The 25,157-nt window shown below is 61.3% G+C and carries 19 protein-coding genes; 13 read left to right on the top strand and 6 right to left on the bottom strand.

Annotation, left to right across the window (positions count from 1 at the left end; all coding sequences use genetic code 11):
- Nucleotides 1-60 precede the first annotated feature (60 nt).
- Genes JJT62_RS15400 through JJT62_RS15410 form a run of 3 tightly spaced genes read right to left on the bottom strand, consistent with a single transcriptional unit; the run spans nucleotide 61 to nucleotide 3,178 of the window.
- A complete protein-coding gene (locus JJT62_RS15400) occupies nucleotides 61-978 on the bottom strand; it encodes an HlyD family secretion protein (RefSeq protein ID WP_202073659.1) in 918 nt (305 codons plus the stop codon).
- Nucleotides 975-1,184 carry a DUF1656 domain-containing protein gene (locus JJT62_RS15405; protein ID WP_202073660.1) on the bottom strand — a complete coding sequence of 70 codons (210 nt, stop codon included), beginning with the start codon at nucleotides 1,182-1,184 and terminating at the stop codon, nucleotides 975-977. The genes JJT62_RS15400 and JJT62_RS15405 overlap by 4 nt, the downstream gene beginning before the upstream one ends.
- On the bottom strand, nucleotides 1,181-3,178 hold the full coding sequence (locus JJT62_RS15410) for an FUSC family protein (protein WP_202073661.1): 1,998 nt from the start codon (nucleotides 3,176-3,178) through the stop codon (nucleotides 1,181-1,183). Before JJT62_RS15410 ends, JJT62_RS15405 begins: the two co-directional genes overlap by 4 nt.
- A gap of 110 nt (nucleotides 3,179-3,288) precedes the next feature.
- Here JJT62_RS15410 and JJT62_RS15415 point away from each other — a divergent pair, with 110 nt between their 5' ends.
- Nucleotides 3,289-3,945, top strand: coding sequence for a TetR/AcrR family transcriptional regulator (locus tag JJT62_RS15415; protein ID WP_202073662.1), 657 nt, complete (start codon nucleotides 3,289-3,291; stop codon nucleotides 3,943-3,945).
- Between the two features lie 77 nt (nucleotides 3,946-4,022).
- The gene (locus JJT62_RS15420) at nucleotides 4,023-5,399 is read left to right on the top strand and encodes a TolC family outer membrane protein (protein ID WP_246744934.1); all 1,377 of its coding nucleotides are present in this window, start codon (nucleotides 4,023-4,025) and stop codon (nucleotides 5,397-5,399) included.
- A 272-nt stretch (nucleotides 5,400-5,671) separates the two neighbouring features.
- Here JJT62_RS15420 and JJT62_RS15425 read toward each other — a convergent pair whose 3' ends face one another.
- Nucleotides 5,672-7,162: a S10 family peptidase gene (locus JJT62_RS15425; protein WP_202073663.1), complete on the bottom strand. Its 1,491-nt coding sequence runs from the start codon at nucleotides 7,160-7,162 to the stop codon at nucleotides 5,672-5,674.
- Nucleotides 7,163-7,925: 763 nt separating this feature from the next.
- On the opposite strand from JJT62_RS15425, the gene JJT62_RS15430 reads away from it, so the two are divergent.
- Entirely contained in the window at nucleotides 7,926-8,675 is a 750-nt protein-coding gene (locus JJT62_RS15430; RefSeq protein WP_202073664.1) for a WecB/TagA/CpsF family glycosyltransferase, read from the top strand.
- Here JJT62_RS15430 and JJT62_RS15435 read toward each other — a convergent pair.
- Entirely contained in the window at nucleotides 8,650-9,534 is an 885-nt protein-coding gene (locus tag JJT62_RS15435) for a glycosyltransferase family 2 protein (RefSeq protein ID WP_202073665.1), read from the bottom strand. The two genes, JJT62_RS15430 and JJT62_RS15435, sit on opposite strands and share 26 nt — an antisense overlap.
- A 101-nt stretch (nucleotides 9,535-9,635) precedes the next feature.
- Here JJT62_RS15435 and JJT62_RS15440 point away from each other — a divergent pair, with 101 nt between their 5' ends.
- Nucleotides 9,636-10,757 (top strand): glycosyltransferase family 4 protein, encoded by a 1,122-nt coding sequence (locus JJT62_RS15440; RefSeq protein ID WP_202073666.1) that lies wholly within the window; start codon nucleotides 9,636-9,638, stop codon nucleotides 10,755-10,757.
- 60 nt (nucleotides 10,758-10,817) lie between these two features.
- Here JJT62_RS15440 and JJT62_RS15445 read toward each other — a convergent pair whose 3' ends face one another.
- Entirely contained in the window at nucleotides 10,818-11,819 is a 1,002-nt protein-coding gene (locus JJT62_RS15445; protein WP_246744935.1) for a glycoside hydrolase family 5 protein, read from the bottom strand.
- A gap of 519 nt (nucleotides 11,820-12,338) precedes the next feature.
- Here JJT62_RS15445 and JJT62_RS15450 point away from each other — a divergent pair.
- From JJT62_RS15450 to JJT62_RS15490, 9 genes are all read left to right on the top strand, one after another.
- Nucleotides 12,339-13,865, top strand: a complete 1,527-nt coding sequence (locus JJT62_RS15450) for a lipopolysaccharide biosynthesis protein (protein WP_202073667.1) — start codon at nucleotides 12,339-12,341, stop codon at nucleotides 13,863-13,865.
- Nucleotides 13,866-13,966: 101 nt separating this feature from the next.
- Nucleotides 13,967-16,135 (top strand): GumC family protein, encoded by a 2,169-nt coding sequence (locus JJT62_RS15455; RefSeq protein ID WP_202073668.1) that lies wholly within the window; start codon nucleotides 13,967-13,969, stop codon nucleotides 16,133-16,135.
- Nucleotides 16,132-17,370 carry a surface polysaccharide polymerase gene (locus JJT62_RS15460; protein ID WP_202073669.1) on the top strand — a complete coding sequence of 413 codons (1,239 nt, stop codon included), beginning with the start codon at nucleotides 16,132-16,134 and terminating at the stop codon, nucleotides 17,368-17,370. Before JJT62_RS15455 ends, JJT62_RS15460 begins: the two co-directional genes overlap by 4 nt.
- Nucleotides 17,367-19,142 (top strand): alpha/beta fold hydrolase, encoded by a 1,776-nt coding sequence (locus tag JJT62_RS15465; RefSeq protein ID WP_202073670.1) that lies wholly within the window; start codon nucleotides 17,367-17,369, stop codon nucleotides 19,140-19,142. The genes JJT62_RS15460 and JJT62_RS15465 overlap by 4 nt, the downstream gene beginning before the upstream one ends.
- Before the next feature lie 72 nt (nucleotides 19,143-19,214).
- A complete protein-coding gene (locus JJT62_RS15470) occupies nucleotides 19,215-19,466 on the top strand; it encodes an acyl carrier protein (RefSeq protein WP_202073671.1) in 252 nt (83 codons plus the stop codon).
- The gene (locus JJT62_RS15475; protein WP_202073672.1) at nucleotides 19,463-20,617 is read left to right on the top strand and encodes an acyl-CoA dehydrogenase family protein; all 1,155 of its coding nucleotides are present in this window, start codon (nucleotides 19,463-19,465) and stop codon (nucleotides 20,615-20,617) included. Before JJT62_RS15470 ends, JJT62_RS15475 begins: the two co-directional genes overlap by 4 nt.
- Entirely contained in the window at nucleotides 20,618-21,529 is a 912-nt protein-coding gene (locus JJT62_RS15480) for an amino acid--[acyl-carrier-protein] ligase (RefSeq protein WP_202073673.1), read from the top strand.
- Entirely contained in the window at nucleotides 21,489-22,502 is a 1,014-nt protein-coding gene (locus JJT62_RS15485) for a DUF1839 family protein (protein WP_202073674.1), read from the top strand. The genes JJT62_RS15480 and JJT62_RS15485 overlap by 41 nt, the downstream gene beginning before the upstream one ends.
- Nucleotides 22,503-22,505: 3 nt before the next feature.
- On the top strand, nucleotides 22,506-24,977 hold the full coding sequence (locus JJT62_RS15490) for a glycoside hydrolase family 2 protein (protein WP_210340690.1): 2,472 nt from the start codon (nucleotides 22,506-22,508) through the stop codon (nucleotides 24,975-24,977).
- Nucleotides 24,978-25,157: the final 180 nt, after the last annotated feature.

Consider the following 25,157-nt stretch of genomic DNA (forward strand, 5'->3'; position numbering starts at 1 on the left):
CGCTAGGCCGGATCGACTCTCATGACATATAGGGCCGAGCAGAGGCGCTGGCTCGTCGCCCTACCATCCCGGAAACAGCGAAAAGGCGCGCTTCGATTGGTCTTGCGGATCGACAAAGACGGTCGCGGTCCGGCCGGCCACGAGTCGGATGTCCGGTGGGGGCTGATCGAGAGCGATGCGCACTGGAATGCGCTGGGCCAGCCGCACCCAATTGAAGGTGGGGTTGACGTTCGCCAGAAGGTTGGCGCCGCTGCTGCGATCGCGATCCTCGATGCCGCTCGCAATCCCTTCAACATGGCCGAAGAGAGGCTGGCGCTCGCCCATCAGATGCACCGCGACACGGTCGCCGACATGGATCATGGGGAGCTTGGTCTCCTCGAAATAGCCGTCGACGTGAAGGCTATCCTCGTCGACGAGCGCCGCGACGCTTTTGCCCGCCGTCACATAGCTTCCCGGCCGCAGCTCGAAATTCGTCATCGCGCCATTGACGGAGGCGCGCACCTCGGAACGCTCGAGATTGAGGCGGGCGAGATCGCGGTCGGCGACCGCAAGGTCGTAAGCCGCGCGCGCCTGCTCGTGCTGCCCCGTCACATTCTCGAACTGTTGCTTGGAAACGGCGATGTTGTTTTTGGCGTCGAGCGTGCGGTAGCGCGTGAAGTCCTGCGCCGTGACCTCGAGCGCGGCGGCGCGGCCGGCGAGGGTCGCCTCCGCCTGGCGCAACGCCAGCTCGAAACGCTTCCGGTCGATGCGGAACAGGACATCGCCCTTCCGGACGCGTTGATTGTCGTGCACGAGGACTTCGCTCACGAGGCCCGAGACGTCGGGCGCGACAGCGACGACCTCTGCGCGAACGCGGCCGTCGCGCGTCCATGGCTCTTCCTCATAATAAGACCACAGACGCCATCCCACGAAGACCGCAGCCAGCGTTATCGCCACAGTGATCGCGACGCCGAGAGATTTCGCCAGTGCTTCCTTCATAGCGCGGTCCTCGAAAGCACGTGAAGGAGGGCGCCGAGGAAACACACGAAGACGGCGGCGTTGAACAGACCCCGGTGCCAGAGAAACCGATAAACGCCCAAGGCGCTCAGCGCCAATCGCAACAGGGAAGCGAGAATGTAGGCGAGCGGCGCACACACCAGAAGTCCGGGCGCATAGAGTCCAAAGAAACTCACCTCCGCATTCATGGATGTCCTCCGAAATCTGCGAGTTGAAGCGGCGCCGCTTGCGGAAAGAGGCAACGACGCAGACCCGCGAGCGCAAGAAGCGCCTCCCTCTCCGCCGCGTCGCCGCCACGCAGGGCCCGAATGGCGCGATCGAGCGCTGCGAGCGCGCGGCTGTCGAGCGGTGTATGCCGCCGATAGTTGCGTCGCAGGCGCAACAACGCGGCGTCGAGCCGTCGCCGCGCTCTTTGCGGAAGCTTCGCGCGCGCCTTGCGGGCCTCGACCATATTCAGCCCCGCCCGCAATTGCCGCATGGCGTCCGGCATGTCTTCATCGGCCGATTGCACGATGGGGGCGATCGTCGACAGCCTGTCGAACATGAGCCCCAGCAGATAGGCGTCATTGCGCCGGCTTCGAATATCGGCGACCTCCGCGAGGCTGCGGTTGTTCGCGCGAACAAATTGCGCCGCACGCCATTCCGCGCCAATGACGCGCACCACCGCGGTAGTTACCGCCGCGATCGCCATGCCGGAGATCATCGCCATGCCGGTATTCAAAAAGGCTTTGGCGTCTACCTCATAGGCGCTTTGGAGCGCCATGGTCGTCGGCATGAGAATGCCAAGAGCGACGCCGATCACAAAGGTCTTCGGCTCCGCAATGAGCAGGCCGAAGAGAAGCAAGGCCGGCGCAAGCGCAAGCGCGAGAGTCTCGAAACTATGGACCTTGGGGAGAATCACGAAAACATAGAGGCCGGAGGTTGCGACGGCGACGGCGCTCCATATCCCGAACTTCCGGATAGAAGGCACGGGATCGTCCTGTGTCGCAAAGAGACTGCCCGCGACGGCCGCCATCATCGCTGCGGCGGCGCCTTCCTGCCAGCTCGTGAGAATCCAGAAGGCGCAGCAGAAGATGAGGGCGAGTGAGAGCGTCGCGGCGGCAATGAGCGCCCGGGCATGCTCGTCATGGCGAACGCGCGGCGCATCTGCGTCGAGCGGAAAGGCGAGGGGCTTGTCGAGGCTCTGCGTGTTGGCGGCAAGGGCGCGCGCGAGGGCGTCATTGTCCGAAAAAAGAGCGACAAGGTCGCGTAGGCGAAGCGCGAGGGTGAGCTCGACGAACGCCCGCCAGCATGTGATGGGGCCGCGAGCGCGGGTAAAGGCGTCTAGCCCTTCCAACATAGTAGCGTCCGCGCGAGGGGCGTGGGCCGCGAAGGCGGGATCGACGCGCGCGAGCAAAGACGCCATCTCGGGCGAGGGACCGCCGAGCGCGCCGAGCTCGCGCATCAGGTCCCCGACAGCCGAAATCATTGGCAGCGTCATGAGCATGCGCGGAACAAGGCTGTGCGCCAAAGGCGACACAGCCGGGTCTGTGGCTGCTTCAAAAGGAAGATGCTCGGCAAGCGCTTCGATCTTTGTCGTGTCGGCGGCAAGCTGCAGCCAATGCGCTTCTCGGGCGCCAGGATCGATTTTACGCAACGCGTCGCGCCCGGCGGCCCGCGCGTCGTTCAGCCAAAGCGCAACGCGTTCCGCCACTGCCGGTCCGACGCTACGCGGGAAAAGCAGGCTCGACACCAAAGCGGCGCAAAAAATGCCGACGAGAATTTCTTCCGTGCGCGCCAAGGCGAGGTCGAAGATCTCGATGGGCGTATCGACCGCCGGGAATCCGATGATCGCCGTCGTATAGCCCGCGAGCATGAAGGCGTATCCACGCGGGCTCCGATCGAGAATCGACGCATAAAGGCACAGGCCCGACCAAATCGCGATGGCGAGGATGAGCACGGGCGGCGCATTCACGAGGTTGGGAACGAGCGCAATGGCCATGGCCGCTCCCGCCAATGTTCCAATCGCGCGATAGAAGGACTTCGAAAATGTTGCGCCCGTGAGCGGCTGTGCGGTGATGTAAACGGTTGCGAGCGCCCAATAGGGCCGCGGCAAGTCCAGCCAGAAGGCGACCGCCAGCGCGAGAACTCCGGCAAGGAACGCCTGAATGGAGAAAAGCCAATGCTCGGGGCGGGGCAGCACGTAGTTTCCTTCGTGAAACGAAGCCGCTCATTGGGTCGGCTTCGCCAACCCTCTTGATTTTGTAAAAATGACCGGTTAGTCATTTTGTGTCAAGAGAGGGAGCATTCAAGATGGCGGCTGGCGCTCAGCGGCGAGGCGACGCCCCGCAGAAAGAGCTGCGGCAGCGGGCGAGGAGCCCGAGCGTAGAGAAAACGACGCAGACGCGGCGCGCGATCGTTTCAGCGGCGCTCGCGGAGTTTCTGGAGCGAGGCTTTGCATGCGCGACCATGGATGCGGTCGCGAGGCGGGCGGGCGTCGCAAAGGGCACGCCTTATCGTTATTTTCCGACGAAGGAAGCCTTGTTCGAGGGCGTCGTTCGGCAGGAGATCGCTGGCGCGGTCGTCGATGTGAACGCCGCCAACCGGGCGCCGGGCGAGAAGGTGGGCGCGTTTCTCAGGCGCACCATGTCGCCTGCAATGCAGGTCGTCGAGCGTCAGGGACGCGCGGCCCTGGCGCGGCTCGTCCTGACAGAGGGCGTGCGATTTCCCGTGCTCATCGAAATCTACCGCCGCGAGATGTTCGATCCTTTGCTGAACCAGCTTCGCAACCTTGTGCGATCGGCGCGCGAGGAAGGCGAATTGAAATCCGATGCGCTGGTGGACAATCCGGAGCTGCTGATTGCGCCGATCTGGTACGGGATCGTTCACAATGGCTTGCTCGACAGGTCCCAGCCCCTCGACATCGGGGCGCTCTTCGACGCCAATCTCGATCTTCTCTTCGAGGAATAAGAAGAGCCGTGAAAAACAAGCGAGGAATCGCGCGCTCGGAGGGCTTGGCGAGGCGCCGTCTCCTTGTTGGCGCGGTTTTGAGCGGCTCGATATTCGCCGGCGGAATCGAGGCTCATGCCGAGAGCCTGCGATCGGCTTTGGCGCGCGCCTATGTCGAAAACCCCGATTTGAACCAGAGCCGGGCGAGCGTTCGCGCGCAGGATGAAGAAGCGCCGAAAGCGCTTGCGGGCAAGCGCCCGAAAGCCAGCATTCAAGCGACGGCGGGGTGGCAGGTTGGAGCGATCAAAATCCCGGCGGGCCGATCTGCGAACGGACAACGCCAGTTCGTCGATGACGCCTTCTCGAGCTTTCCCCGCGGCGCGACGCTCGCTGTTTCGCAGACCCTTTTCGATGGGGGGCGTACCGAAAGCGCTTTCAGGCAGGCCGAGTCGAGTGTTTTCGCCGCGCGTTCGACGCTGCGTCTCACCGAACAGGCCGTCCTCCAGAACGGCGCCGCCGCTTATATGAACGTCCTGCGCGATACGGCGATAATGCGCCTGCGGCGAAATAACATCTCGGTGCTGGAGCAGCAGCTCAAAGTCACCGCCGACCGTTTCAGCGTGGGCGCGGTGACGCAGACCGATGTCGCGCAAGCGCAGGCGTCATTGGCGCAGGCGCGTTCGCAGCTTTACGCGGCGCAGGCGCAACTCAAGACCAGCATCGCCGGCTACCGCCAGATTATCGGCAACGAGCCAAGGCGCCTGGAGCCGAGCCCCTCGGTCGAGCCCTTGCTGCCAAAATCCCTGAACCAAGCGATTACCGTCGCGCTGGCCGAACATCCGGGCGTGACCGCGGCCCTGCATCAGGTCGACGCAGCGGAACAAGCTGTGAAGGCGGCCGAAAGCGTGCTTTCGCCAACTCTATCGGTTGGCGCGCAGCTCACGAACGAACGCGACGCGGTTCTGGGCGTCCCAGGCACGCGCCAGTTTGCCGCCGCGGTCGTCGGGCAGCTCAATGTGCCGCTCTATCAGGGCGGCGGCGAATATGCGTCGATCCGCCAGGCCAAGGAGCGTCTCGGACAGGCGCGGCTGAATGCGGATCTGCAACGCGACAGCGTAAGGGCGAGCGTGGTGTCGAGCTACGGGCTTCTCGAAACGGCGAAGGCGTCTCTGACGTCCTGGCGCGCCGCCGAAAAAGCGGCGGAGACTGCGCTCATTGGCGTGCGGGACGAGGCGAAAGTTGGAAGGCGCACGACGCTCGATGTCTTGAATGCTCAGCAGGCGCTCCTGAACACGCGCGTCGCGATCGTTGTCGCGCAACGCGATCTTGTCGTCGCGTCCTACGCCGTTCTCGGCTCCATCGGGCGGCTTTCAGCGGATACTCTGAATCTCGATGTCGCGATTTACGATCCGAGCGCGCATTATGATCAGGTCAAAGTCAAATGGTTCGGCGTCGAAACGCTGGGCGGTCCGTAATCGACGAGCGCGCCGAGCCCGCAAGCTTTTTACTTCCGCTCGATTGGTTCGGCGCCATCCCCGACGCTCGCGCCGTTTGGACACATAGGAAAATCACCGCCGTCATGCGGCGAAGCGACGAAGCAATCCAGGGCCGCATCGCCGCCCTGGATTGCTTCGCTTCACTCGCAATGACGGGCTCTGGGCAAAACCAGCGTTCTTGTGGCTGCCCGCCGGGCAAAACACGCGCCCGGTGCGAGCTGTTCAAACGAAAATGGAATGGCGCCTGATCTTCAGTGTTGGCCCTCGACCAGCTTTCGCGCGGCATCGCGCATGCCCGCGCGCGACTCATCGTGCAGATAGGGCATGTGCCCGCCTTTCAGCACAATGAGGCGGACGCGGTCGGCGTCCCCATAGGCGGGCAGTTGATCGAGCATCAGCTTGGTGGCGAAATAGGGCGTCACGAGATCGGCGACGCCATGGACGACAAAAACCCGCAGTCTGGGATCGAGCGCCAAGGCGTCACGCAGATCGGAGACAACCTCGGCGTTCTCGCGTCCGCCATGACCGAAATCCCACCGGCGTGCGATCCGTTCGTTGAGGATGAAATAGCGTGCTTCGCCGATCGGCCAGGCGAGCTTTTCCTGGGTGAGGCGCATCATGGCTGCGCCGAGCGGCGTGCGCCATGTTTCGAGAACCGGATCGCTCCAGTCGCTCACCGGCGCAAAGGGCGTGGGATCGTAACCCTCCACGCCGCCGTCATAGGCGCTGGAGACGCGCTGCTTGTTGCGACCACGTTCGCGGCTGAAGCTCTTCGCGTCGATACGGGCGCCGAGGCGCGAGACGAAATGGCTGTCGAGCAAGGTGAAGCGTGCGACGGACTGGTTCATGCGGGCGAGCGCCGGTCCATCCTTGGCGCCTTTGAGCAGGTCGACAATATAGTCGCCCGCAGCGTAGGTTTCGGCGTCCGCCAGCTCGGTCCGCCCGTTGGAGCCGCGCGCGACGGCGGTCATGGAGGGCAGCAGCCCCGCGTAGGACAGAAGATTGCGCCCGCCCTGCAACCAAGCAAAATCCAATGCGGGCGACACCAGATAAAGACCCTCGACGCCAATATTCTCGCGCTCTCTCAAAGCCGCTAGCGCTTTGATCGCGCGAAAAGCGCCGTAGCTTTCGCCGACAATATATTTTGGCGACAGAAGACGGCCCCTGGCCGCGAGCCATTTGCGCATGACGACTGAGAGCGCCTCGGCGTCGCCGTCGACGGAGAAAAAGCGCTTCTCGATGTCGTCGCTGTCGGACAACAATTTGCTGTAGCCCGTCCCAGGCGGATCGATCAGGACGAGATCGGCGAAGGCGAGCCATGTCTCCGCATTGTCGGCAAGCACGGGCGCTCGGGAAGGGGAGGGGGCGTCCGCCGGGAAGCGCAGCCGCCAGGGCGAAAGGGCGCCCAGCCCCAACCATGCAGAGGCGGCGCCTGGCCCGCCGTTGAAGACAAAAATGACCGGGCGCGCGGCGGCGTCGGCGCCGTTGCGCTCATAGGAAACATAGGCGACGTCGGCCTGGGGCGCGTCGCTCTTGGCGTCGCGTAGCCGAATGGCTCCCGCACGCGCGGTGAACGCGACCTGCTCGCCTTGCAGAGAGATGATGTGAGATGTCACCGCCTCGGCCGGCAGCCCCCGCGCAACAACTTGTTCCTCCGCGTGTTTCTGGCTCTCGGCGCGGGCGGGCGGAGAAGCCCAGACAGCGAGCGCCGCCGCCAGCGCGATCGATGCAAATCTCATCATGCCGCCTCCTCTCGTGAGCTCGTCCAGAAAGCATATCGTCGTCGAGAAACGCCGCCGACCGCTTTTTTCGATCATTTTCCACGATCCGCGGCGCCTGCCGAATGTTCTATCTATCCGGCGGGCGGGCGATCCGGAGGCACCATGCGACCGATTCAAATCTTTTTCGTGCTCCTCGCGGCAACCCAATACGTTGGGGCGCTGGCCGCAGAGGAGGCACAGCCAAAAAGAGAGCCGTCTGGCGACGAAACCCTCAGCCAGCGCCTCGATAGGCAGAAAGGCGTCCTGAAACCGAAGCAGGACGTCGATCCCTCCTTTGTAAAACCAGCGCCAAAGATGGACCCTCGCTCGACGCCGGAGATCAAACCGCCGAGCCCCGAGGCGAAGTAGTTTGTAGAAGGGCCAATCAAACGGATCTCGCATCACTTTGTCGAGGGCGGGTATTTGATTGCGACCCGCCGAGGGGCGGAGCGGCGGTTGCCTCCCGGACATCGACGCGCCGCTCTCGGGCTCTTCAAGTGCGGCACGTTGCCTCGCAGCGGCAAAATTCCCCGGCTTCAAAACGGCCGGAGTTGGAGAAGTCGCCAAAACGCGTCCAAAAAACATATTAAAAAACAATATGTTCTGACGAGCGCTGTCTATCTGCCAACTGTTCGAATGGTTAAGAGAAAAATTTACCTAAAATTGTCCGTATTCTATTCAAATTCGGGCAAACGATCTATAGCTTAAATGTTTGCGGATTTCATTTGGCTTGTGAGTTTCCCGAATGCCCAACGAGCTCATCCTGGGGCCGATCAGAGTAGAGCACCTGACCGTCGATGCAGCGCTGAAACAACTCGACGAGGCGCTGGAGAAGGACTCTCCGAAGCGCGTCGCATTTTGTAATGCGCACTGCGTCAGCCAAGCCCTTTTCGACCCAACCTATCGGGCGGCCCTATCACGCATGCTTCTTTTCAATGATGGGGTGGCGCTCGACATTGCGTCCAGGCTGATCACAGGCAAGCCTTTTCCAGCAAATTTGAACGGCACGGATTTCATTCCGGCCTTTCTCGCAAAATCGAAACACTCCCTGCGCATTGCTCTCCTTGGCGGAAAACCGGGAGTCGCGCATCGGGCGGCGAAGAGCCTGGCGGCGCGCTATCCGCGGCATCAGGTCGTCTTCGTGCGCAACGGCTATTTTTCGGCAGAGCAGGAACGGGAGATCGTGGCGTTGATCGCCAAAGAGGCGCCGGACGTGCTCCTCGTGGCCATGGGCAATCCGCTTCAGGAACTATTCATGCACAGAAATGCGCAGGCGCTGAATTGCAAGCTCGTCTTCGGCGTTGGCGCGCTGCTGGATTTCCTGTCCGAGAGCATGCCTCGCGCGCCTTTCTGGATGCGAAAAGCGCGTCTCGAATGGCTGTTTCGGCTGAAGAACGAGCCGCGTCGGCTGATGGCGCGTTACACCGTGGGGGCAGTCACTTTTGCCTGGGCGGTGTTGGTGTTCCGGATCAAAGCGACGCTCGATAGCCCTTGATCGTTCCGCGCATCCATTCGAGCTTGTCTCGCGCTGTCGTAAAGTCGAGCGCAACGAGCGAGAGTGCGGCGCGCGCGAACATCCGCGCCAAACGCCAAAGAAAATAGCCCGCGCCGTAATGGAGCCGCAACACGCGGCCAAATCCGGGCGCATAGGCGCGCGCGCGCTCGAGGGAGGCGCCGGCTCCTCCGGCGCCAACCTGATCGTGATGAACGATCAGATCGCTTTGGAACCAGGCGACGGCGCCGAGGCTCAGTCCCCGAAGCACATAATCCGTCTCTTCGCCCGATTTGAAAGCCGTCGACGCGCCCACGCCGAGTTCTTCGTTGAAGGGGCCGATTTTGCGAGCCAGTTCGGCGCGCAAGAAGATCGTGTTGGAGTTGCCGCAGAACCACACGTTGTGGCGATCAATCGCAACGGTCTCCGTCAGAAAATTCCCGAGGGAGTCTTTGCCCGAGGCGTCGACGGTCCTGCCCATGATCAGCTCGATGTCAGGATTTCGCGCGAAGCGTGTTGCGATGTCGGCGATGAGCCCATCCGGATACCAGCAATCGTCGTCGGGAAAGCAAATCAGCGCTCCTCTCGCTTCCGCAAGGCCGACATTTCGAGCTCGGGAGAGACCGCGCGGCGAGGTCAAATGTGAGATTTTGAGCTTGCCCGCATAGGCGGCGAGGAGGGGATCGAGTGCGCCCGGCGGATTTTGGTCGACCAAAATCACCTCGAAGTCGTCGCTCGTTTGCCGGGCAAGAGATTCCAGCAGCCGGCTGAGCGGCGCGGTGCGGCCGACCGTGCAAAGGATGAGTGATAGGCTCGGGCTCCCGGATGCGAGACTCTCTGCCGGCCCATTAGCGCTGCGCATGAATTCTGCCTTCTAGAAAGTAGTTAGGTCGATCTTTATCATTTTCCCCGTAAATCCTTCGCTAAATTCGGCGGAATGCCATGGGGAGACGGCGGGCGCTAATGAAGATCGTTCATGTCGTTCGTCAATTCTGGCCTTCGAATGGCGGGTTGGAAGAATTCGTGCGCAGGCTCGCGCTCGAGCAGATCGCCAAAGGCGACGATGTCCGCATCGTTACGCTGGACGAATTGTTCACGCGTCGGGGCGTGAAGCTCCCTGAGCGCGAGACGCGGGAAGGGATCGACATCCAGCGCATCCCTTTTCGCGGGTCGTCACGTTACCCCTTGGCGCCGAGCGTGCTCCGCCACATTGGCGATGCGGAGATCGTTCATGTGCATGCGATAGACTTTTTCTTCGATTTTCTTGCCCTGACTCTTGGTGTGCGTCACCGGGCCCTTGTCGCGACCACGCATGGCGGCTTCTTCCATACGTCCAAAAACTCTTTGCTCAAGCAAATCTGGTTCAATACCGTGACGCGGCTGTCCTCTCGCTTTTATGGCGCGATCGTCGCTTGCAGCGAGAGTGATTATCAGATGTTTGCGGGTATATCGCCTGCTAATCTGCGTCTCGTCGAGAACGGGGTCGATATTGCAAAATTCGCGAATCTGGCCAGCGCCGAACCGGTCAAAGCGATGATAACGATCGGGCGGCTCTCCGATAACAAAAGGATCGACCGTCTTCTCGATATGATGTCGGCCTTGGCGGCCAAGGATGATGAGTGGCGGCTGCATATTGTCGGAACTCAGTCCGATTGGTCGGGCGAACGCTTACGCAACGAGATTTCCGCGCGCGGCCTCGATGCCAAAGTGGAATGCTATCTGGGGCTCGACGACGCCGGCGTCGCAGAGGTGATCCGGCAATCCAGCATCTTCGTCAGCGCCTCCGAGCATGAAGGGTTTGGCATAGCGCTCGTCGAAGCGCTGAGCGCAGGTCTCCTTCCGGTCGTCCATAGCAACGCGGCCTACCGCGGGTTTGCTTCGAAGCACGGCGCCGTTCGCATCGTCGATTTTGAAGACTCCCGATCAAGCGCGGCCGCCGTTCGAGGCGCATTCGCGGATCTTGCCGCATCTCCGAACTTGCGCGACGACGGGATCAAGGTTGCGGAAAAATTCACGTGGCCGCAGGTCGGGCAGAAATACCAAACGGTTTATAGAGACGTCCTCGGGCGGCGCGCCAGTGGATGAGGCGGCTCGACGAGCGCGCCGCTGAGCGAATGTCGTTCTTGGGCAGTTCGCGCTTGCGCCTCAGCGACGGCGCGCGCGTCCATAGGCGCTTAGAACGCTCATCTGCGGCCGATCGTGGCCGTCTTTTGGTTCAACCGAGAACATATAGTCGCCCCACCAGGCGCCCGCCGCCCAATAAGCCCAACCGATCCATACGTCGCGGTTCTGCGCCATAAAGTCGAGCATCGCACGACCTTCGGCCAACGCTTCCGGCGTCGCCGCGAATCCAAATTCCCCGAGAAACGCCTTGGCGTGGCGGGCGCGCGCCCATTCAGTAAACTCTTTCAAACGCGCCTTGCCGGCGCCCAAACTCGCCTGAGGCGATGTGCCGGAGCTATCGGCGTCGAGATATTGGTGCAGCTCATAGGCGAAGTTGTCTCCTGGGTCTACGACGCCCGTCATGACGGCGCCATTGTCGGTATTGGTCCAGGAATGCGCGCCGCTCCAATAGGAGCCAGGAACGAGGATAAGCTGACGGGCGCCGCTCTTCCGAATGGCGGCGATTGCAGCGTTGGCGCCGGTCAACCATTCGGCGGCCGATTGTTCGTGCGGCTCGTTCATCAAACCGAAAACGACGTTGGTACGGCCGCGTAACCGCGCGGCGATCTCACCCCAGACGGCAGCGAACTCTTGTGTCGCTGAAGCGTCTCGGCCAATGAGCCGTGAGTCGATCGCGCCATACTGATGGAGATCGATGATGACGTCGGCGCCCTTGCGCGCCGCATAATCGATCAAACTGACAAGGGCGCGCCAATCCTCGGTCACGATCGATTTATCGCTGACGAACAGTCGGCTGCTCAGCACGGGGATCCGGAACGTGAGCAATCCTCGCTCGGTGAAATAGTCGATCTGTTGCGTCGTCGGCAGGACGTAATCGATGTTTGGGCGGTTGCGCCCTGGATTCAACTCCGCGCCAGACAGATTTACGCCCGTCTTCCACGCATCCGCGCAGAGAGCGACGTTTGGCGCGAAGACGAGGCTTGCCGCGAGGGCGATGGCGGACAGTCTCGAGAAGAGCGCCAAAGCGCGCTTTCGCGTGGCGGACTCGAGACGAGACGGATTGGAAAAGTGGAGCTTTGATCGCAAGATTCTGTCGCTTTCCGGCAGGCGCGCGCCGCAATGATTTTACCTTTTACGGCGTCAATTCGCGCTGCAACATGAACATTCTCTCGAAATTGCACGGTTTCGTTAATGGCGGATTTGATCGCGCTCCATTTGTTACCTTGGTAAACAACCAAGTTTATTGTGCGTTTCCTCAGCCGTCCGCCAACAAGATTCCGGAGTTTAGATTAAATATGTAACATAGCGTTCACGACTGCGCTGCAGGAAGAGAGGGGTGAGTGAATGGCGTGGCCCTTGATCTCTGATGACGGGTTCGATCATCGACGGGCGACCGCTCGATGAAATTTTTGCCCGTGCTCGCAGTAAAGAGGTTACGCGTAGCGTGGGACGACTTGTTCGCCGAGTTTTCGGGCTATCTCGAGCTCGAGCATGAGCGCGGCGTTCTAAGCGGATTCGAAACGAAAAGGTAAACGAAACTTTATGTCCTTCGACCGTTTCGCGCGAAATTCGATCTTCGGCACGATTGCCGGCCTCAGCTCGGCTCTGGGCAGCTTCCTTGGGATGGTCATCGTGGCGCGGACGCTTGGTCCCGTCGGTTCTGGCGTTGTCAGCATGGGAATCTGGCTTGCCGGGACGGCCGTGACTTTCGCCGATCTGGGACTGCCTCTCACAGTATCCCGTTTTGTTCCCGAGTTGAACGCGCGCGAACAAAACCTGGAGGCGCGCGCGTTTGCTCCTTATTTTTTGAAAATGGTGTTGCTGACGACGGCGATCGTCGTCGGCCTATGCGTCGCTCTGGGCGTCGGCGGCGCCGAATGGCTGCGCGACCATGTGCGATTCAGCATTCTGTCCAGCTCTCCGGATTCGATCTGGCTCGTTGTGGGATTTGTCTTCGCGTGTCAGGCCATCGGCAATTTTGGCCTATCCACGCTCCGGGGAGAGCAGCGCTTCGACCGAGCTGCGAAGCTGACGACTCTTGGGGCCCCGATCCAACTGATCGCGATGGCGACGGGGGCTATTATGGGAGGCGCCGAAGGCGCGCTGCTCGGTTATGCGGTGGGCGGCATGGCGACGGCGAGCGTCGCTTTGCGGTTAATCGGCGCCAAAGTCGATTTGCCCGACGAGCTGAAACGCCGATCATGGCGCTTCGCCGTCAATAGCTGGATCGTCGGCGTCATTTCGACCATCGTCTGGTCGCGGGTGGAGCTTGCCTTTCTGGATTATTGGCGGGGCGCGCGGGAGGCGGGACTCTACTCGGCCGCCTATACGCTATGCGCCCTGGCCGTGCAGGGTCCGATGCTCATGACCGGCGGCCTCCTCGCCTATTTCTCCGAACGCCACGCTGTTTCGGATCAGTCGGGCCTCAAAGAGGCCTATGCGCAGGCCGTGCGATTTATGAGTCTTCTTCTGCTTCCCGCCTGTTTCGGTATGGCGGCGATCACGCCCGTTATCTTGCCTCTGCTCTTCGGCGACGCATTTTCCGACGCTGCTCCGGCTGCGGCGATCCTTGTTGGCGCGCAGGCCCTCGGCGCTATTTCGACGGTCAGCTCGACGTTTCTCATGTCGGTCGAGCGCGGCGCTTTTCTGGTGCGTGTCGGCCTGCTCGGCGTCCTGTTCTCGCTCCTGGCCGGAATGACGGTCATTCCGTTTTTCGGTCTCGAGGGCGCGGTGATCTCGCGGGCCTTTGTGCAAGGATTGTTAACCATCCTGGCGTTCATCTTCATCGAGAAAGGGCTGCAGTGCCCATTTCCCCTCGGCGCCGTCCTTCGAATTACCGCCGCGGCGCTGGGCTGCGCGATCGCCGCGCGCGCCATCATTGTTCTGTGGCCGCAGCCTGTTGCACTCTTTCTTGCTATTCCCGCGGGCGCGATTCTTTACGTCGTGGCGATCCTCGCTTTCCGCGCCCTGACGCCGAGCGACATCCAGGCGGTGAGCAAGGTCGCGAACAGGCTGGCTGCACGAGCGGCCCCATTGCTCGGCGCCTTTCAGGCGAGGCGACGCGGGTGAGGTTCCCCGAATATGGTTAGCGGAATTTTAAGCCGCTGGTTCTTAAAATTGCGGCCAGCGACCGACGCCTGGTTTTATGGCGTCGCGTGGAAAGCGGGTTTATGAATCGCGTGTCGGCCAGAAGCGTCAAGCAGCTCGGGAGGTTCGGCGCTCGGCCGGAACTCGAGGCCAGGACGCGGGCGCTTCCGCAGGATCGCCTCGATTTGGCGCGATTGATTCAGTTTCTTCGGCGCCGTGCGCGATGGATCGGGGGGACGACGGCCCTCGCTTTGGCGCTCGGACTCGTCTTTTACCTCGTCGCGCCGGCGAAATACCGTTCGGCTGCGGAATTGCTGATCGATCCACGTGGAATTGCGGTCTCCAAGACGGACTCGGCGTCGCAAACCCAGGGCGCCGACAGTAATCTGCTCGATCTCGAAACGTACCGCTATCTCATCCTGTCCAAGGCTGTCCTCGGCTCCGTCGTCGATAGCGAGCATCTGGCTGACGACCCGCGTTTTGCCGGGCCCGGCTTTTTCGGCAGGCTTTTCAAATTCGGCGCCAAGAGCGGCGACGCGCGCGAAGCGGCGTTAGCCAAGTTGATCGACAGCGTCGAGGTTGTGCGCGGCGAACGCGCGCTTATTCTCGACGTCGTCGTCACGACGTCGGACCCTCAGCTTTCGGCGCGCCTCGCGAACGCCATCAGCCGGGCGTTTTTCACGCAACAGGCCAATGCGCGCACCGAGGCGGCCAAGCGCGCCGGGCTGGCGTTACAGACACGCGCCGAACAATTGGCTCGGCAGGTCCAGGAAGCGGAAGTCAAGGTCGAACGCTACAAATCCGAACATGATCTCTCCGGTCAGGCGGGCAAGCTCACCGAGGAGCAGCAGCTCAACGATGTGAACTATCAACTCGGGCTGGCGCGCTCGCAGACGGCGACGCAGCATGCGCGCTACGAGGAGGCGTTGCGGCTGAGCCGCTCGCGCGCCGAGACGGACCAATTGAGCGAGGCCGAATCCTCGCAGGTGTTGATTGGATTGCGCGCGCAATACGCCGCTCTCATGCAACAGAAATCGGCGCTAGAAACTCAGTTCGGAGCTCAGTATCCCGCCGTCGTCGACGTAAACCGCCAGTTGCGCACGGTGAGCGGATTGATCAAGGACGAGCTGACGCGGCTCGTCGGCGCCGCGCTCAGTGATTACCGCCGTGCGCAGGCGAAGGAAGCGGCGCTGGAGAAAACCCTCACGGAGCTCAAGCAGAAGTCATACCGCCAGAATGAATCGGTAATCGGCTTGCGCGCCTTGGAGCGCGGCCTCGAGGCGACGCGGGCGCTATACCAATCCTCCTTGACGCGCGCCAAAGACCTCGAGGAAACGCAGGACGTCGACAGCTCGACGTCGCGCATCATTACAGAAGCCACGCCCGCGTCGAAACGCAGCGGCGCGCCCTTGCCGCTGATACTTGGAGGCGTGCTGATCTGCGGCCTGGGTCTGGGATCGGCGCTCGGCTATCTGCGCGATCTTTCCAGCAACAACGTGGATGCTGGCGCCGGCGCTTCGCTGGGAGACCGTCTTGGCCTGCCCGTCGTTGCGCAGGCGGTGTTTGCGCGCCGGGACGCGATGGGTAACGCTGCGGCTTCCCGGCGCGGCGATCCTCCTGCGATAGAGGTCCAATCGGAGCAGTTGCTCGATTGGATTCTCTCCATACCGCCACGATATGGCGCGCGCATCATATGTGTCGCCGGGCTAGACGGTGATTTACGGAAATCGAGGATATTGTTCGAGTTGGGCGTCGCTTGTCTTTTGGACAAGCGACGCGCCCTTGTCGTCGATACCGACCTCGACGGGGGCGCGGCGAGCACCTTTTGGCGCAAAGCTGGCGAAGGCTTGGTGAGCGCGGAACGCCGTGTGCAGCCGTTCGAATTGGCCGCATTCGAATTGGCGCCGTTCGAAGAATTCGAAGCTTCTTTTGCAATCTACGGCCCTGGCCCCGGGGCGCTCGAATTCTTGTGGCTGGGCGACGTAACGGGCCGGAACAGGAATTCTTTGACGGCGGGGCGCCTCGAACGAGCGCTTCAGCCTTGGACAGAGGACGCTGACATTGTCTTGATAGACGCAGGCATCGACGAGAACCTGGACCGCGCCTGCAGGGAGATTTCCGACGGCCTGGTCGTGCTCGTCGACAGCGACCATATGCGTGCTTCCGACATGGCGAGCCTATCGGATCGGCTCGGGCCGAAATATCCGGATTCAACTTGCGTCATGCTCGTCAGCGAAAGGGCGGCGGCGTGAGCGCCGGCCACTCTGACGCGTTCGACTGGCTACGCACCGCCGAGACTCGTTATGGGGCGAGCTTCGCGGGATGGATTGTTTTCGGCGCGCTGACGTTCAATTTCATCCTGTGCTTCGTCAACACGAAGATTTTCGGGGTCAGCGCCGCAATTGTGATGGCGTCGGAGATGGCGCTTCTTGGCCTCGCCTTACTCCTGGTCCTCAGAGACAATCCGCCCTTATACGCCGTCCTCGCGGGCTATGTGTCCTTCGCGCTCTATTTGAGCAGCCTGCAAGGCGCGTTGGACATGAAGGCGATACGGGATATTCTTATCCCGATCGTTTTTTTGTTTCTTGGCCGCCGTCTCGGTTCGCCGGAAGCAGGCGACCGGCTTGTCGATATATGCGTCTGGACAGTGCTCGTCGTCGGCATCTGCGAATATTTGTTCCTGCCGTATTATCTGAAGTTCTTCGACATATTGGCCTATTACGTCGCGCGCGGGACGGTCGACGCCGCCGCGGCGGACACCACTGGAACAGGACTTTTCGCTAGCGGAATTCGGCCGGAGGGGCGCACGCTCCTGCCGTTCCTTGGCCCGCACCGTGTTTCGTCGATTTTCCTCGAGCCTGTTTCGGTCGGCAATTTTGGAGCGGTTGTCTTCTCGTGGATCATATTGCGCAATGTCGAGCGTCCGCTCGTCATGGCGATGAAGCTTCTACCCGCCACCGCCGTTTTCGTGCTCGCCGACGCGCGTTTCGGCCTGATGGTGTCGCTGACGAGCTTCGTCTTGTATCCGCTGGCGCGGTATATCGGACGGTTGCCGATCCTGTTGGCGCCCTTCTGCGTCCTTCTGCTTCTTGCCGTAAACGGCTTCCTCAACCCCGACAAGCCGTGGGACAATGGTTTCGCCGGTCGCCTTCTTCTGACCGGTCAGATGCTTTCGCATCTCGATTTTTGGGAGGCCATGGGCTTCGTGCAGGTGACGCGTTTTGTCGCCGATTCAGGATATACCTACACGCTCACCAAATTCGGGCTGCTCGGCTGCATCGGCCTCTGGAGCTTATTCGTGCTGCGCCCCGTCTCGGATGAAGTGGCCTGGCGCTATCGGCTGTTTACCGCAATTTACATCATCGCATTGCTGATGATCAGCAATTCAATGTATTCGATTAAAACCGGGGCTCTGCTCTGGTATCTTCTCGGCTGTTTGGAGGCGCCCGCAGCGCTCGATGAATATTACGAAGGGGTTGAAAGTTGACCGCCACGATCCCCACTGCCTTCAGCGCCGCAACCGAGGGGGGAATTCCTGTCACCTTCTCCGGTTGCGCGGGCTTTTACCATCCGGGCGGGGGCGATGTCGCCGTGCTGATGTGCAGCGCCTGGGGCTATGAAGAATTATGCGTTCGCGCAAGCTGGCGGCGAATGGCCGCCGAATTGGCCGCGGCCGGCTTTCCAACGCTCCGCTTCGATTATCCGGGCGTCTGTGATTCACTCGGCGCCTCGACAGAGCCATGGCGCCTCGACGATTGGATCGACGCCGCCAAAGCGGCCGCCGCCTTGCTGCTGGATATCTCGCAAGCGCGCCGGATCATCGTGCTTGGTCAAGGCCTCGGCGCGGGCGTCGCGATCCTTGTGGCGCAACAGCTCTCGCGTGTCGAAGGCCTCGTTCTCCTTGCGTCATTTTCCAAGGGGCGCGCTTATGTTCGCGAGCTGAGTGTCTCCGCCACTATGCTCGCAGATGCGGCTGGCGTTTCCATCGCCGCCCGCGCCGACGGGTCTTTGACCATGCTGGGCTTCGAGCTTCCGGCCTCGTTCGTCGGCGATCTCAAGAAACTCAATTTCCTCGAGTTGGAAAGCTTGCCGGCGCCTCGCGTTCTTTTGGTCGATCGCGTTCAAAGCCAGCAGGAACTCGCAAACCATTTCAACTTTCTTGGCGCGGCCGTCGAGCAGGTTCCCTACACTGGCTACGAGGAGCTCGTTTCCAATCCGACGATCACCGAGCATCCCCGCGAGGTCTTTTCCGGCATTGTCGACCACATGCTCGCTTGGAGCGGCGATCGAACGCGCCCCTTTAATTCCACGCCGCGTGCGCCGCAACCCGCCAAGCCGCTCGCGGGCCCTTCGTGGCGGGAAACGCCGCTACACCTGGCGAACGGTCATGTGTTCGGCGTGTTCTGCGAACCGCTGACTCCGCGCGTCGAGAGTGTTGCGCTGTTTCTCAACTGCGGCGCCAATCCGCACACGGGTTGGCGGCGCATGACCGTCGACCATGCCCGCGTTCTGGCGGCGCATGGGATTGCGTCTCTTCGCATCGATACGACCGGGATTGGCGATTGCCCGGCGCCGATTGACTTTGGCGAAAGAATATACACGCAGGCGCAAACTGCGGATGTTCTCGCCGCCGTCGATTGGCTGGCGGGGCAAGGCAGGGGGAAAGTCTCCGTGATTGGCGTATGTTCCGGCGCCTATCAAGCCTTCCACGCCGCCATCCGCGACCCGCGGATCGAACAAGCGATTATCATCAATCTCGTGGTCTTCGCCCGCGACCCCGCGCGCTCGGTCAGCGAATTGATAAAATATCACTCTCGCAGCAATACGGAATATTTCTCTCGCGTGCTCGATCGCGACGGGCTGATCAAGCTGCTCAAAGGCCAAGCGCCTATCCGCAAGCTGCTTTCGGTTGTTTTGGGGCGGATCGCAGATTCCGCCAAATACAAATTGATGTGGCTGATTCACTCGTTGGTCGGCAAAAAGCTCTTGAACGAACCGCAGAAGCGATTGGCGGAATTGGCTGCGCGCGGAACGCGGATCTCCTTCGTGACGAGCGCGGGAGATTTGGGAGAGGATGAGCTGACCAAATATTTCGGCAAGAATTGCGTCGGTCTGCGGGCATATGACAATGTCACTTGGTCGCGTATCCAAAACGCCGACCATAATCTGACGACGCAGGAAAGCGTCGATTGGCTGCGAGATCATCTTCTCGCCCGACTCGACGATCCGATAAAGAGTTCATTCAGACAAGCGTCGTAACATCCTCGCCGGAAACGACGAGCAATTCATTGCGACGCGGACTTGTGTGTCCGTATCGGCGGAGAAATGGAAATGAACGAGGCCATTCGGCAGGCTCTTGAGGAACATGGCCGCCTTGCTGTGTCAGTCGATACGCTCACCGGAGCGTCCGACCTCTACGCGGCCGGCCTGACCTCCTTCGCAGCGGTTCAACTTATGCTTGCTCTCGAAGAGAAATTCGACATCGAGTTTCCGGATAGAATGCTCAACCGAAAAAGCTGGGCGTCGATCGACATGATCGCGAGCTGCATCTCCGAGCTCAAAGGTAAAGGCGTCGCTGCATGAGCGCCCCGCTCGACCGTATTTCGAGCGTCGTCGCTGTCGCTGCGCGCCATGCGGAGGAGGTCGACAGAGTAGCGCGTTTTCCCTTTGAAGCCTTTGCGGCTCTCAAAGACGCGCGGCTGCTGTCTCTCCTCATCCCGGTAGAATTTGGCGGCGACGGCGCGCGGCTTGCCGAAGTCGCGGAGGTTTGCTCCGCGCTGGGACAGCATTGCGCGTCGACGGCCATGATCTTCGCCATGCATCAGATCAAGGTTTCCAGCCTCGTCTCTTATGGGGCCGAAACCGATTGGGGGAAGCGCTTCCTGCGCCGCATCAGCGACGAGCAACTGCTTCTTGCTTCGGCCACCACTGAAGGCGGCGTCGGCGGCAATATGCGCGCGAGCGTTTGCGCCTTCGAGCGCGAGGGAAGCGATTTTCGCGTCGAAAAGCGCGGCGCTTTGATCTCCTATGGCGCTCAAGCCGACGCCATCTTGGTCACGGCGCGGCGTGCGCCCGATGCGGCCGCCTCCGACCAGCTCATGGCCGCCATCACCAAAGATCAATACACGCTGTCGCGCACGGGCGTATGGGATACGCTCGGCATGCGCGGGACTTGTAGTGACAGCTTCATTCTGACAGCCAAGGCCCCGACCGAGCAGATTCTCGGCGCCGATTTCGCCGAAATCGCCGCGCAATCGATGCTGGCGACAGCCCATCTTCTGTGGGGTTCGGTGTGGTATGGCGTCGCCGTCGACGCGCTCGTGCGCGCTCAAAATTTCGTTCGCGCAGAAGCGCGCAAGGGTGGCGGCGGGCTGCCGCCCGGGGCATTGCGCTTGGCGGAGGCGTCGACGAAAGCCGAAGCGATGCGCGCAGCGCTCAAGGAAGGTCTCGCCCGCTTCGAATGTGCGCAGGAGAATCACGAAGACCTCAATTCGATGAGCTTCGGCGTCCGATTCAACAATCTAAAGACTTTTGCCTCTGAAACGGCGATCGACATCATCAATCACGCGCTGTTGATCACCGGGATCTCGGGCTATCGGAACGACAGTCCGCACAGCGTGGGCCGCCATATGCGGGACGCGCTCTCGGCGCGGATCATGATCTCGAACGACCGGATCTATCAGAACCTGTCGAATATGCTGCTTGCCCATCGACTCGATCCGAGGCTTTCTTAAATGTGTGGCGCTTGCTCCAGTTTTCTCGAGAACTTATTCGCCAAAGGCATTCTTCATGCGACTGGCGTCGATGGGTTATATGCGCGTGGCGGACGCTTCGAGGCTGTCATCGAGGGGATCGACGCGCTTATCTCGAATTTCGGCGCTAAGGACGGCGCCGAGGTCATCCGCTTTCCGCCTGGGATGAATCTGTCGCTCTTTCAAAAGAGCGGCTACATGAAATCATTTCCCCAGCTCGCAGGGACCGTGCATAGTTTTGCCGGATCCGAGCGCGAGCACTTGTTGCTGCTCGATCGGATTCACAATGGCGAGAAATGGACCGACGGGCAACAGGCGACAGAGATCGCGCTGACGCCCGCGGCTTGCTACCCGCTTTATCCGATCGTCGCCCAGCGCGGTAAACTACCCGAAGGCGGCCTGCTTTTCGACGTGCAGTCCTATTGCTTCCGTCACGAGCCGTCGAAAGACCCGGCGCGGATGCAGATGTTTCGAATGCGGGAGTTTGTGCGTATCGGCCCGCCGGAGACTGTCACGAGCTTCCGGCAGGATTGGCTGGATCGCGGCCGGGAATTCGCAGGCGCGCTCGGCCTGCCATTCGACATCGACGTCGCGAACGATCCGTTCTTTGGTCGCAGCGGGCGCATGATGGCCTCCAGCCAGCGTGAACTCGGACTGAAGTTCGAACTCCTTGTTCCGATCGAAGACGCCGACAAGCCGACGGCCTGCCAGAGCTTCAATTACCATCAGGACCACTTTGGTTCGCTCTGGGGCATCCAGACGGCTGCCGATGAAGTCGCGCATACGGCGTGCGTGGGTTTCGGAATGGAGCGCTTGGCGCTCGCCTTGTTCAAACACCATGGGCTCGACACCGATGGCTGGCCTTCTTCAGTTCGCGCCGCGCTCCAATTCTGAGGAAGCGCCGCGCGTCTCGCCTGCGAGCTATGTGTCGCACGCGTTGCATCGCCCGGAACGCGACTGGCCTCAGACCAATTGCTATGTCGATCTCTGGATCGAGGTGATTGCAACGCATGGCTTCGCGCCCGAGGCTATGCTCGGCTTCACGGTTCGTCAGGATTTCGAGGGCGATCAGTTCACTTTCTTCAAGCCGTCGCATGCAGATCTCGACTTTCTGTACGGTTTGCGGGTGGATGAGCTCGCTCTCTACGACAGCCTCGAAAATCATATCGAGACGCAGTTGCATCGCGGGCGCATTGTCGTCATCGAGGTGGATAGTTTTTACCTGCCGGACACGCGCGGAATTTCCTACCACAGCGAACATTCGAAGACGACGATCGGCATCGTCGGCTTTGATGTCGCGCAATCGCAAATGCTCTATTTCCACAATGACGGCCTCTTCGCGCTCGAGAACGACGACTTCCTCGGCGTGCTCGGCCGCGCGCCCGAGCAGAAGCGCGAAGATGCGCTTTTTCCTTATGCGGAGTTTGCGCGTTTCGAGGCGATACCCGAGCGGGGGGTGGATGTTCGCAAAAAAGCAGAGCAGCTTCTTCGCGCGCATCTGGCGCGTCGGCCGGAGCGCAATCCTGTGAGCGCGTTTGCGGTTGCGTTTCCGCAGCTCTGGCAAAACCTCGAACAGCGACCGCCTGCTTTTTTCAACGTCTTCGCCTTCAACACGCTTCGGCAATTTGGCGCGAATTTCGAGCTGCTCGGCAGTCATCTCAACTGGCTGAGGCCCGATGGCGCATTCGCGCGAGAAAGCGCCGAGTGCCGCGCGCTTTCCTCGGCGGCAAAGGCGCTGCAATTCAATGTGGCGCGGGCGGCAACCCGGCGACGGGCGATCGATCCCACGCAAGCCTTGAATGAAATGGCGGCTGCTTATGATCGCCTTTTCGCCGGTCTCCTCGCCACGCTCGACGGCGCGAGATAACAGGTGGCGCGCGTTCTTTCGGTGCAAGGAGAACGCCGGCGCCGGCTCGAAGACGGTTGGTCATTTCTTATCGACGAAGGCGGCGACTGGTCGCATCCTGACGTAATTCCATCGGATGCTGTATGGCGCGCCGCCAAGGTCCCCGGCGTCCTCGCGCAAGCTTTGATCGAGCAAGGCTGTCGTTACGAGCATCTGCCGCCGCTCGACGGGATCGACTGCTGGTACCGCCTGTCCTTCGAGAATGAGGTTGAAGCCGATCTCGTGTTTCACGGGCTCGCGACGCTCGCGGAGATTTTCCTGGACGGAGCGCTGGTGCTGTCGAGTGACAATATGTTCGTTCGGGAGGCAATTCGTTCTATCCAGCCCGGACAGCACGATCTGCACATCCGGTTTCGCTCGGTCCTGCGCGAGATAGACACGAAGAAGGGGCGCGCGCGTTGGCGCCCGCGCATGATCGTTCCCAGCGGGCTGAGGCACATTCGGACAACGGCGTTGGGACGGCTACCTGGATTTGCGCCGCCGACGCCGCCGGTCGGGCCTTATCGGGCTGTCGAGTTGATCGAGCACGGTCCGTTGCGTTTGCGTGACGCGGCGGTTCGCGCCGAGGTCGATAGGAGGGGCGCGACACTTGCGGTCAAGGTGGATGTCGCCACGCCCGAAGTGGATTCGGGCACGCTATTCTGTGGCGAGCGTCATGTAGCTTTTGAAAAGCAAGGGGAGGGACGTCTCGTCGCCGAACTCCGGCTGGTTGCTTACGAGCCTTGGTTTCCTCACAGCATCGGCGCGCCGAAATTATACGATGTTCACGCCGAGATCGGCGGCGTTAGCGTCGATCTCGGGCGCACGGGCTTTCGCCGCGTCGACCTTTCGCGTGGCGAAGACGGCGCCGATTTCGCCCTCTCGGTGAATGGCGCGCCGCTCGTCTGTCTCGGCGCCGTCTGGACGGGAGCGGATCCACACAGTCTCGACGGCTCACGCCAGACGCTTGCGCCGCTCCTTGAAGCGGTGCGAGACGCGGGCATGAATATGCTGCGTGTTCCTGGAATACTCTACTACGAGAGCGACGACTTTTACGAGCTGTGCGACGAACTCGGGATCATGGTGTGGCAGGATTTCGCCTTCGCCAACTTCGATTACCCAATCGACGCGCCTGAATTTCGTGCGAGCGTTGCGCGTGAGGCCGCAGAGTTTCTTTCCCGCGTCGAGGCGTCGCCGTCTTTGGCGGTGACTTGTGGGGGCAGCGAGGTCTATCAGCAGGCCGCGATGATGGGGATTGCCGAGGCGAAATGGCGTTCGCCATTGTATGAGGAGCTTTTGCCGGAAGCGGTGCGGCAGCAAAGGCCCGACGTGATTTACGTTGAGAACTCGCCTTCCGGCGGCGCCTTGCCCTTCCAATCCGATTATGGCGTTTCTCACTACTATGGCGTCGGCGCCTATCGCCGCCCGCTCGATGACGCCCGACGCGCCAATGTGCGTTTTGCCACCGAGTGCCTCGGTTTTTCCTGTCCGCCGGAGACGGCGTCGATCCTGCGCAATTTCGGGTCGGCGCAAATTGCGTCGCCGCTCTGGGAGCCTCGTATCCCGCGCGACATGGGCGCGCTGCAGGATTTCAGGGACGTCACCGAGCACTATATGCGGCTTCTCTATGGCTGCGAGCCAGAGCGGCTGCGGGCGTCCGACCCTGACCGCTATCTCGACCTCGCACGCGCTTGCGTCGCCGAAACGATGACGTCGACCATCTCGGAGTGGCGGCGTTGCGGTTCGGAGGTGCGTGGCGCGCTTGTTTGGTTCTTGAAGGATCTTTGGCCGGGGCCGGGGTGGGGCGTTCTCGATTCAGACCGATTGCCGAAATCCTCCTATTACGCGTTGAAGCGCGCCTTTGCGCCGGCGCAGACGTTCCTGATAGACGAAGGGGTGAATGGTCTTCATCTGCACCTCGTCAATGCCGGGCCCGAGACGCTCGAAGGCGACGCGTCGCTGACCTGCTACCGCGACGGAAGAACCATTGTCATGCACGCGACACGCTCGATCAGAGTGGCGCCGGGACAGGTGAGCGTCACTCGAGACATTGCGTTCTGGGGCGGGTTCTTCGACACGGCGCTCGCCTATAATTTCGGACCGCCGTCGCATGACGTCACTGTCGCGGCGTTCCGGCCGAAAGACAATCCAGACCATGTGTTGGAAGCATTTCACTTCCCGCTTGGGTTCGGCATAGCGCGCGCCGAATGTGGCTTACGAGCGGGGGTTGTTTTCGACGGCGCGGGCTTTGCCCTGATGTTGACCGTGGATTCTTTCGCGCAGTCGGTCTGCATAGAGTGTGAAGAATTTCTCCCGGAGGATAATTGGTTTCATCTGGCGCCGGGGAAGCAAAAGCGCATTGCGCTGCGGCCGCTCCGGCCATCGGCTACTCACCCGCGCGGTAGCGTGAGGGCGTTGAACGGTAAGCGAGTAGCTTACGAATGGCGGCCCGCTTAGCGGGGACGCCTGCGGCAAGAGACCAGATCAACGATAGCGCTCTTGTGGCTCTGGTTCCCCGGTCGGGCTTCCAGCCCGCGGGGAATGACAAGGTCCCGTGCGAGCTGTTCATAGGGAAAGGCGCCAGTCGCCCTTTGCGTGTCGTGCATTAATTGGCTAATTTAACGCAGGAGGCGCGCC

The organism is Methylocystis sp. Sn-Cys, from assembly GCF_016745395.1.
Taxonomy (GTDB): domain Bacteria; phylum Pseudomonadota; class Alphaproteobacteria; order Rhizobiales; family Beijerinckiaceae; genus Methylocystis; species Methylocystis iwaonis.